We start from the raw sequence: 9,006 nt of genomic DNA, 5'->3' as shown, positions 1-9,006 counted from the left end.
GGGGGGGGGGGGGGGGGGGGGGGGGGGGGGGGGGGGGGGGTTCCGGGTCAGCGCGCTGCACGAACCGTCCGGGCACGGCGGCGACGCGTTCGACTACGCCCTGTCCGAGACCTCCGCCTGCCTGGCGGTCCTCACCGCGGACGGCCCGCAGCCGGGCCTGGCCGTCGCCACGGCGCTGGCCGCCCACCGCCGCGCCCGCCGCGCCGGGCACGACCCGGTGGGGCAGGCCGGGGCGGTCGACGAGGCGCTGGGCGCCCACTTCGGGCCGGACACCTCCGTCACCGGCGTGCTGGCGGACCTCGACCTGCGCACGGGAAGGCTGTGCTTCGTCAACGCGGGCCACCCGGAGCCGCTCGTGCTGCGCGCGGGCCGCGCCGCGCTCCCGCTGACCGGCGGCGCCCGACCCCCCCTGGGGAAGCCGGGCGGGCGCCCCGTCGCCGGCGAGTCGCTGCTGGCCAGGCGCGACTGGCTCCTGCTGCGCACCGAGGGCCTCACCGGCGGGGACGACGCGCGCGGGCTCGCGGACCTGCTCCGGGCGGAGGCCGCCGCGGCGACCACGCCGCCGGAGACGACCCGACGGCTGCTCGACGCGCTGCGGGCCGAGGCGGCACCGGGGCGCGACGCCACCCTCCTGCTGGCCCGCTGGACCGGACCGAGGCGGTGACCACCGGGGCGCCGGGCGGTCGGCGCGACCACTGGGTAACCTGCGCACCGGTGCGACGACGTGTCCCGAACGACCAGCCGGCGAGCCGGCGCTTCCCCGCGTGGGTCTACCGCGACGGCGCCGAACCCGACCCCCGGTTCAGCCTCGCCAACGAGCGCACCTTCCTGGCCTGGGTGCGCACCGCGCTCGCCCTGATCGCGGGCGGTGTCGCGCTCGACGCCCTGGCCCTGCCGCTGCACCCCGGCCTGCGGCTGGCGGCCTCGCTGCTGCTGCTCGTGCTGGGCTTCGGCGCGGCCCTGCACGCCTGGCTCGGGTGGGCGCGCACGGAGCGCGCGATGCGCCGCGACGAGCCGCTCCCGTCACCCGGCCCGGCCGTGCCCCTGGCGATCGGCGTCGCCGTCGTCGCGGTGCTCGTCGCGGTCGCCGTGCTGGTCGCGTGACGCGGTGGCGCCCCGGGACCCCGGCCTGCAACCGGAGCGGACGGCGCTGGCGTGGCGGCGCACCGGGCTCTCGCTGGTGGTCGGCTCGCTCGTGGTGGTGCGCCTGGTCGACGCCCCCGTCGGGCCGTGGCTGGGCGGCGTCGGGCTGGCGGTGACCGGCGCGCTGTGGATCGCCGGGGAACGGCGCGGGCGCGTGCTGTGCGACCGCGCGGCACATCCCGGCGCCGCGCTGCTGCTCGCGACGGCCGCGCTGGTGGCGGTGGTGGCGCTGCTCGGCGTCGCGTGGGTGCTCGCCCGGGCGTCGTGACGCGTCCCGCCGGCCCCGGTCCGGGTAACCCGCCCGGCTCACGCCGTGCCGCGCGCACCCGCACCCACCCGTGTCGGCCGGCACCGGCAGCGGGAACTCGAAGTGCACGGTCTCGTGGGTGCGCCCGTCGCCGTCGCGGGCGTCGTGCACCTCGACCGCCACCGACCGCCAGAACGGTTCCGCGCCCGGCACCCTGGCCGCCGGACCGTGCGCGACGACACGTCCCTCGTGGAGCACGACCACCCCGTCGGCGAGCCGGGCCACGACGTCGAGGTCGTGGCTGATCAGCACGAGCGACCGGCGTGCCGACGCGGTCGTGCACCACGTCGTCGGACACCTCCTCGACCGCGCAGGAGCCGACCGCGTCCTCGACGCGCGGGCGGATCACCGTGTTGCAGTAGGACCGGTCCCGGCCGGCGTGCGTGCGGAGCGCAGGTAGTGCTGGAGGTCGCGGGTCGGGGAACGTGAAGCGGTGCCCGGTCTCGTTGATCGCCCCGGGCAGCGGGGAACCCATCGCGCCGACCCGGCTCCCGATCATCAGCGGGTGGCCCGCACGTCCCCTCGCTCGGGGGCGAGCATTGCAGCACATGATAATCATTACTGGTTACCGTAGGTTTCCGGGACCGCTGTTCGGGTAACCGCAGACGACGTCACCAGCGGAAAGAGGAGAGATGAGCGAGACCACCACCGTGGACAGGCTGCGCACGGCACTCGGCGACGTCGCCTACCCGGCGGCGAGGGACCAGTTGGCCGACCACGCGTCGCGCAACAACGCCGACGAGGACACCCTCCACGCGGTGCGCTCCCTGCCCGACGGCACGTACGGGTCCTTCGACGAGGTGGTCGATTCCGCCGCGCTGGACGAGAACCGCGACGACTGACCGCCTCCCGGACGCGCCGCGCCGCCCGTGCCGGGTGATCGGCACGGGCGGCGCGCTCTTCTCCGGCGTCCACCGGAGGCCGGCGTCCCGCCGGCCGGTCACCGGTCGCGGCCCGCGGAGGTGAACGCCTCGCGCGGGTGCCCGATCGGGGCGGCCGCGCCCAGGCCGCGGTGCGAGTAGGGCCTGGTCGGTTCACCGCGCAGCGCGGCCGTGATGTCGCGGACCGGCAGCCTGCCCCGGCGGTGGACGGCAGGTGCCGGCGCAGCGACACCACCGCGTGCCGGTCCCCGCCGACCCGGCGGCGACCTCGGGCGGGAACGGCCGGCAGGTCGGTACGGGCGCGGGTCGACGGTGGGCTCCGCCTCGTCCGACCGCAGCCGCTTCACCGGACCCCGCGCCGCGTAGGAGCCGGACGTGCCTCCGCCACACGACGTGATCGTCGACAGGTGGGGTGACGACGATCCGACCCTGGACACCCGAACGGGCGCGGGCTAGCGTCTGCTTCTGATGTTTGCGCAAACATCGCCGCGTGCCCACCGCGCACGACCACGACCCCGAGGGACGACCATCACCGCCACCCTGCCGCCCCCGTCGGGGAGCGCGCTCGACCTCGCGAGGACCGGCCGTGGCTGAGTTCACCATCGGCGAGCACGACTTCCTGCTGGACGGCGAGCCGTTCCGCGTCCTGTCCGGCGCGCTGCACTACTTCCGCGTGCACCCCCACCAGTGGGCCGACCGCATCGACAAGGCCCGGCGCATGGGGCTCAACACCGTCGAGACCTACGTGCCGTGGAACGCGCACGCCCCCGAACCGGGCGTGTTCGACCTGTCCGGCGGCCTGGACCTCGACCGGTTCCTCCGCCTGGTCGCCGAGGCCGGCATGCACGCGATCGTGCGGCCCGGCCCGTACATCTGCGCCGAGTGGGACGGCGGCGGCCTGCCCGCGTGGCTGTTCCGCGACCCGACCGTGGGCGTGCGCCGCGCCGAACCGCGCTACCTGGACGCCGTGCGCGGCTACCTCGACCACGTCTACGCCGTCGTCGCACCGCACCAGGTGCACCGCGACGGTCCCGTCCTGCTCGTCCAGGTCGAGAACGAGTACGGCGCGTTCGGCGACGACGAGGTCTACCTGAAAGCGCTCGTCGAGCACACCCGCGCGGCCGGCATCACCGTGCCGCTGACCACCGTGGACCAGCCCACCGACGAGATGCTCGCCGCCGGCGGCCTGCCCGGCCTGCACCGGACCGCGTCGTTCGGCTCGCGCAGCACCGAACGGCTCGCCACCCTGCGCCGCCACCAGCCGACCGGCCCGCTGATGTGCTCGGAGTTCTGGAACGGCTGGTTCGACCACTGGGGCGCGCACCACCACACCACGTCGGCGGAGGAGAGCTCGGCCGAGCTGGACGCCCTGCTCGCCGCCGGCGCGTCGGTCAACCTCTACGTGTTCCACGGCGGCACCAACTTCGGGACCACCAGCGGCGCCAACGACAAGGGCGTCTACCAGCCCACCGTCACCTCCTACGACTACGACGCGCCGCTCGACGAGGCCGGGCACCCCACGGCCAAGTACCACGCGTTCCGCGAGGTGATCGCGCGCTACCACGACGTACCCGGCGAACCGCCGCCCCCCGCGCCGCCCGCGCCGGTGCTCGACGCGGCGCTGCGCGACCCCGTGCGGCTGCTCGACGCGCCCGCGCTGTTCGGCGCGTGGGAGCGGCACGACGACCTGCCGGTGTTCGACGAGCTGACCCCCGTGCCGCGGGTGGTGCTGCTGCGCACCGCGGTCGACCGCCCCGGCCTGCTGTGCTTCGGCGAGGTGCGCGACCGGGCGTCGGTGTTCCTCGACGGGCGGCCGGTCGGCGTCCTGCTGCGGGGCAACCACGAGCGCGCCCTCGGCCTGCCCGCCGGCGGCGAGCTGCTGGTCCTGGTGGAGGACGACGGGCGGGTCAACTACGGCCCGCGCCTCGGCGAGGCCAAGGGGCTCGTCGGCGGCGCGACCCTCGACGGACGCCCGCTCACCGGCTGGGACGTGCTGCCGCTGGACGTGGCCGCGCCGCCCGCGATCCGCGTCGGCGACGGCGCCCCGCTGCCCGGACCGGTCGCCGGACCCGTGCTGCTGCACGCGGACCTCGCCGTCGACGAGCCCGCCGACCTGTTCCTCGACACCACCGGCTGGGGCAAGGGGATGGCCTGGTTCAACGGCTTCGCCCTCGGCCGGTACTGGTCGCGCGGCCCGCAGCGGACCCTCTACGTGCCCGCGCCCGTGGTCCGCGCCGGGCACAACGAGCTGGCCGTGCTCGAAACCGCCACCCCGACCCGCGCGATGGCGCGCTTCGCGGCGGGCCTGTCGTTGGGGCACACCGAGTCGTGACGGCTATGGTGGACGCCCGCACGGGGGCAGGAGGGAGGCGGGCGTGACGCGGACCCCGCCGCAGGACCCCGCCGCGCCCCGTCGCCGGCGCGGCGTGTCCATGGCCGACGTCGCCCGCCTCGCCGGGGTGTCGGCGCAGACGGTCTCCCGCGTGTCCAACGGCCACCCGAGCGTCGTCGGCACCACCCGGCAGCACGTCCTGGACGCCATGCGACAGCTGGGCTACCGGCCCAACAGCGCGGCCCGCGCGCTGAAGTACGGCGAGTTCCGCACCATCGGCGTCATCCTGTTCACGCTGTCCACGGTCGGCAACAGCCGGACGCTGGAGGCCATCGTCGAGCACGCCGCCGAGGAGGGCTACGCGATCACGCTGATCCCGGTCGCGGTGCCCACCCAGGACGGCGTGCTCGGCGCGTTCACCCGGCTCGGCGAGCTGGCGGTCGACGCGGTGATCGTCATCATGGAGGTGCACCTGCTCGACGCGGCCACGGTCACCCTGCCGCCCGGCGTGCAGGTGGTGGTCGTGGACTCCAACGGCGGCGACCGGTACAGCGTCGTGGACACCGACCAGGGCGACGGCGCGCGGCAGGCCGTGCGGCACCTGCTCGACCTCGGGCACCGCACGGTGCGGCACGTCGCGGGGCCGGAGGGGTCCTTCGCCGCCGAACGGCGGGCCGAGGCGTGGCGCGGGGTGCTGGCGGAGGCCGGACGTCCGGTGCCCCCGCTGTCCCGGGGCGACTGGTCGGCCGAGTCCGGCTACCGGACCGGGTTGGCGCTGGCCGACGACCCGGCGTGCACGGCGGTGTTCGCGGCGAACGACCAGATGGCGCTGGGGCTGCTGCGCGCGTTCCACGAGCGGGGCCGGACCGTCCCGGGCGACGTGAGCGTGGTCGGGTTCGACGACATCCCGGACGCGACGTCCTTCATCCCGCCCCTGACCACGGTGCACCAGGACTTCACCGAGGTGGGGCGGCGGTGCGTGGAGCAGGTGCTGCGGCAGGTGCGCGAGCAGCACGTGGAGCCGGGGACGAGCCTGGTGCCCACGCGCCTGGTCGTGCGCGCCAGCACCGCGCCGCCGCCCGGGTGAGCCGCTTGTCGGTCGAACGACCCCTTCCGCCGGGCCGCGCCGACCCGCAGGCTTGCGCGCGAGGGCGTGACGATCGGTTGGAGTGGTGCGGCGCATGTGGGCGGTATGGGTGCTCGGTGGTGTCGTCCTCGCCGCCGCCGGGGCCGCCTCGGCGCTGGTGCCCCGCCTGCGCGCCCGCGACGTGGAGCGGCGGCGGGCGTGGTCGTCCGCGCGGGCTGCGATCGACGCCGCCTCGGTGAGCCGCGACGCCTCGCCGGTCCGGGTCGAGGAGGCCGAACGGCTGCTGAGCCGCGCCGAGACCGTCGCCGCCGAGCGCGGCGGGGCGGACGCCGCCTCCTCCGCCGAGGCCGACGCCCGCCGCGCCGACCTGCTGTGGCGGGAGGCCGCCGGTGGCTGAGCGCACGCGCGACCTGCTGCGCTGGGCGTTCCTGGCCGCGGCGGCCGTCCTGCTGGTGGTGTTCCTGGTGGCCCAGCGGCAGAGCGTCGATGTCAGCTACGGGCAGTCACCGTCCCGCCCCGGCATCGAGGAGGGCTCGGCGGGGGAGTTGAGCACCGCGACCGTCCCGTCGGTCGAGGAGATGACGGCCATGGTGGCGGACGACGAGGTCGTGCGGCTGCCGGGCTCGATCGCCACCTGGGACGAGCGCGCGGTGCGGGACGCCATCGGCGACGCCGACGTGCGCGTGCTCGTCGCCCCGCCCGGCCTGGACGAAGCCGAGCGCGACCGGGTGAACGACGTCGGGAACGCCACCGTCACGATCGTCGGCACCCACGTGACCGGCGACGGGTACGCCGCCGCCGCCGACCGCACCTCCGAGTGGCGCGCCCAGTTCGCCACCGGCGACGTGACCCACCTGCTGCTCAGCCTCGTCGCCGCGATCCGCGACCAGCCGACGCCCGACGCCCCGGACACCGTCACGTGGCGCGAACCGACGGCGGCCGAGGTCGACGCGGTGGCGGCCGACCTGGCGGCCGACGGGCTGCACGTCGCCACCGGCGCGACGCTGGAGCGGGCGCCCGAGTCGCCGGCGTTCCCCGACGGCGACGCCCTGTACGCGGCGCTGCCCCGGCAGGAGGCCGGCGCCCCCGTGCCGCGCTACGGACCGGCGCTGACCGCCCGGTTCCCGGACCGGCCCGTCGTCGTCCTCTACGGCGACTGGGTCGAGTACGACGGCCCGCACGCGGCGCAGTTCGCCGACGTGGCGGCGGCGAGCCTCTACGGCCAGCTCGGTGAACGCCTCGGCAAGTACTCGTACCCGCAGCGCGCCGTGCTCGGCGCGTGGCTGGACCGGGTGACCGACATCCGCTACGCGGGGCTGTTCGACCGACCCCTGCCGTACGTGCCGTTCGACCCGCTGCGGGTGGCGCTGCCCGCGCTGCCGTGGCTGTTCGGGGCGTGCGTCGCGGTGTTCCTGGTGCTGTCCGCGCGGTCCGCGCGCGGTCGCGCCGACCGGCCGGGGCCGGCCGCGCCGGGTCGCCTCGCCCGCCTGACCGCCCTGGCGATCGAGGTGTCGGGCCTGACCGACGGGAGGAGCGACCCCGCCCTGACCCGCGGCATCGGCGCCCTGCGCGCGGCGGGGGACGCGCTCGCCGAGCACCTGCCCGACGCGCACGTCCGGTCGCTGCTGGACACCGCCGAGGCCGAGTTCGACGAGGTGGCCCGCCACCTGGGCCGCCCCGACTACCGCCCGCGCGCCTACACCGGAGGAGGCGCGTGGTGAAGCGGCTGACCACCCCGTTCGGCCTGGCCGTCCTCGGCTGCCTGCTGCTCGCGGGCTGGGCGACGTGGACCGGCGGTGCGTTCGACGGTCCCATCGCCCGCGACGTGCGGGGCTCGTCGGTGTACGCCGCGCCGGGCGTCGACCTCGACGAGGCCGCCGCCGAACGCGTCCTCGGCAACCGCAGGCTCGTCGTGGTGTTCCTGGAACCGGGCGCGGAGGACCTGCGTTCGGCGTGCCGCGCCGTGGACGGCGCCGCCGAGGGCACCGTGGTGCTCGTGCTCAGCCGCGAGGGCGTCGACGGCGACGACTACGACCGCTACGGCTGCGCCCTGCTGCCGGGGCGCGACGACGAGAACTTCGGCAAGGCCGTCGTGGCCGAGATGACCATCGCCCGCGGCGTCGACCAGTTCCCCGACCGGCCGCTGGAGGCGCTGAAGGTCGTCGCCGTCAACTACGACCTGCTGGTGCGGGCGGGCACCGTGCCCGACGGTGCGCGGGTCGTCAGCCCGTCCCTGCCCCGCTACCTGATCGCGGGCGCCGCGCTCGCCGGCGTGGTCGTCGGCGCGGCGGGCCTGTACTTCGGAGCACGCCGGGCGGGCACGGCGGTCGCGGACCTCGGCGCGCGCCGTGCCACCGACACCGACACCCGCGCCACCCTGAACGCGGCGTCCGCCGTGCTGGCGCAGCAGATCGTCGCCCTGGACCGCGACCACCCCGGCCGCGCGCCCGACGAACACCGGCACCTGGTCGCCGACTACGCCCGCCTGATGGCGTCCGCGGAACAGGACCCGGCCACCCTGCTGCCACAGGTGGAGCGGCTGAGCCGGCGGTGCGCCCGGCTCGCCGACGCCCGGCGGGAAGCACGCGCCGCGAAACCCCTGTGACGCGCGACCGCGGCCCCTCGACGACGAGCCGGCCGCGGCCCGCGCGGGGTGGCCCGCCGCGCGATCGACCGCCGCCACCCGATCGGGCAACCGCGTCCCGGTCGGGTGGCGGGCACCGCTACACGGTTCCGTTGAACCGGTCGGCCAGGTACGCCGCCTTGGCCTCGTCGTCCCGCGCCGAGTAGAGGAAGCGCGTCCACGCCTGGCGTTCGTGCAGGACCGCCCCCATCTCCCACACGCAGATGACCTCCATGTGGGTGCCCTGCTCCAGACGGCGGAACTGCTCGTGCTCGGTGGTCTCCCGGTAGTAGACCGTCTGCCACATCTCGTTGTTGTAGCGCCACGTGCAGGCGATGAGGAAGTGGAACGACTCGCCGCAGAGGTGGTGGATCGCGAACCCCAGCTCGCCGGAGATCCGCAGGTTGCCGGCCGCCACCTCGGCGCGCAGGAACTCCTCGCCCTGCGCGCGCACGGCCGGGTCGACGACGGCGTCGGGCTTGCGCACCTCGTACCACTTGAGGTGGGCGTCGGGCAGGACCACGTCGTGCTCGGGAAGGGCGACGACTTCCTTGGGGTAGTGGCGGTAGTCGTCGTCGACGCTGGACAGCTCGGCCAGGTGGGTCAGGTTCATCGTCACGACACGGGATCGTA

Annotated in this window: 11 protein-coding genes; 9 read left to right on the top strand and 2 right to left on the bottom strand. The window is 76.0% G+C overall.

Annotation, left to right across the window (positions count from 1 at the left end; all coding sequences use genetic code 11):
• The 4 genes from CKY47_RS13705 to CKY47_RS13690 all read left to right on the top strand — a co-directional run.
• Positions 1-664, top strand: a 664-nt coding sequence (locus CKY47_RS13705; protein WP_306746143.1) for a PP2C family protein-serine/threonine phosphatase, incomplete at its 5' end; no start/stop codon positions are given.
• Positions 665-714: 50 nt separating this feature from the next.
• Positions 715-1,104, top strand: coding sequence for a YidH family protein (locus CKY47_RS13700; RefSeq protein WP_306746142.1), 390 nt, complete (start codon positions 715-717; stop codon positions 1,102-1,104).
• 4 nt (positions 1,105-1,108) lie between these two features.
• Positions 1,109-1,411, top strand: coding sequence for a DUF202 domain-containing protein (locus CKY47_RS13695; protein WP_306746141.1), 303 nt, complete (start codon positions 1,109-1,111; stop codon positions 1,409-1,411).
• A gap of 671 nt (positions 1,412-2,082) precedes the next feature.
• Positions 2,083-2,292 (top strand): DUF2795 domain-containing protein, encoded by a 210-nt coding sequence (locus tag CKY47_RS13690; RefSeq protein WP_306746140.1) that lies wholly within the window; start codon positions 2,083-2,085, stop codon positions 2,290-2,292.
• A gap of 98 nt (positions 2,293-2,390) precedes the next feature.
• Here CKY47_RS13690 and CKY47_RS13685 read toward each other — a convergent pair whose 3' ends face one another.
• Positions 2,391-2,678: a hypothetical protein gene (locus CKY47_RS13685; RefSeq protein WP_306746139.1), complete on the bottom strand. Its 288-nt coding sequence runs from the start codon at positions 2,676-2,678 to the stop codon at positions 2,391-2,393.
• Positions 2,679-2,917: 239 nt separating this feature from the next.
• Between CKY47_RS13685 and CKY47_RS13680 the strand changes: the two genes are divergently transcribed.
• From CKY47_RS13680 to CKY47_RS13660, 5 genes are all read left to right on the top strand, one after another.
• Positions 2,918-4,663, top strand: coding sequence for a glycoside hydrolase family 35 protein (locus CKY47_RS13680; RefSeq protein ID WP_306746138.1), 1,746 nt, complete (start codon positions 2,918-2,920; stop codon positions 4,661-4,663).
• 43 nt (positions 4,664-4,706) lie between these two features.
• Positions 4,707-5,750: a LacI family DNA-binding transcriptional regulator gene (locus CKY47_RS13675; RefSeq protein ID WP_306746137.1), complete on the top strand. Its 1,044-nt coding sequence runs from the start codon at positions 4,707-4,709 to the stop codon at positions 5,748-5,750.
• Between the two features lie 94 nt (positions 5,751-5,844).
• Positions 5,845-6,147, top strand: a complete 303-nt coding sequence (locus tag CKY47_RS13670; protein ID WP_306746136.1) for a DUF6403 family protein — start codon at positions 5,845-5,847, stop codon at positions 6,145-6,147.
• Positions 6,140-7,471: a hypothetical protein gene (locus CKY47_RS13665; RefSeq protein WP_306746135.1), complete on the top strand. Its 1,332-nt coding sequence runs from the start codon at positions 6,140-6,142 to the stop codon at positions 7,469-7,471. Before CKY47_RS13670 ends, CKY47_RS13665 begins: the two co-directional genes overlap by 8 nt.
• A complete protein-coding gene (locus tag CKY47_RS13660) occupies positions 7,468-8,355 on the top strand; it encodes a hypothetical protein (protein WP_306746134.1) in 888 nt (295 codons plus the stop codon). The genes CKY47_RS13665 and CKY47_RS13660 overlap by 4 nt, the downstream gene beginning before the upstream one ends.
• 118 nt (positions 8,356-8,473) lie before the next feature.
• Here the strand turns inward: CKY47_RS13660 and CKY47_RS13655 are convergent, their stop codons facing one another.
• Positions 8,474-8,992: a hypothetical protein gene (locus CKY47_RS13655; RefSeq protein ID WP_306746133.1), complete on the bottom strand. Its 519-nt coding sequence runs from the start codon at positions 8,990-8,992 to the stop codon at positions 8,474-8,476.
• Positions 8,993-9,006: the final 14 nt, after the last annotated feature.

The sequence above is a fragment of the Saccharothrix longispora genome, from assembly GCF_030852425.1.
Taxonomy (GTDB): domain Bacteria; phylum Actinomycetota; class Actinomycetes; order Mycobacteriales; family Pseudonocardiaceae; genus Actinosynnema; species Actinosynnema longispora.
Note: the sequence above shows the minus strand (reverse complement) of the source record. Positions and strands in the feature narration are given on the sequence as shown.

Excerpts from the sequence above, each read along its gene's own strand:
- CKY47_RS13670 (WP_306746136.1), top strand. The coding sequence starts at position 5,845 with ATGTGGGCGGTATGGGTGCTCGGTGGTGTCGTCCTCGCCGCCGCCGGG.
- CKY47_RS13690 (WP_306746140.1), top strand. The coding sequence starts at position 2,083 with ATGAGCGAGACCACCACCGTGGACAGGCTGCGCACGGCACTCGGCGAC.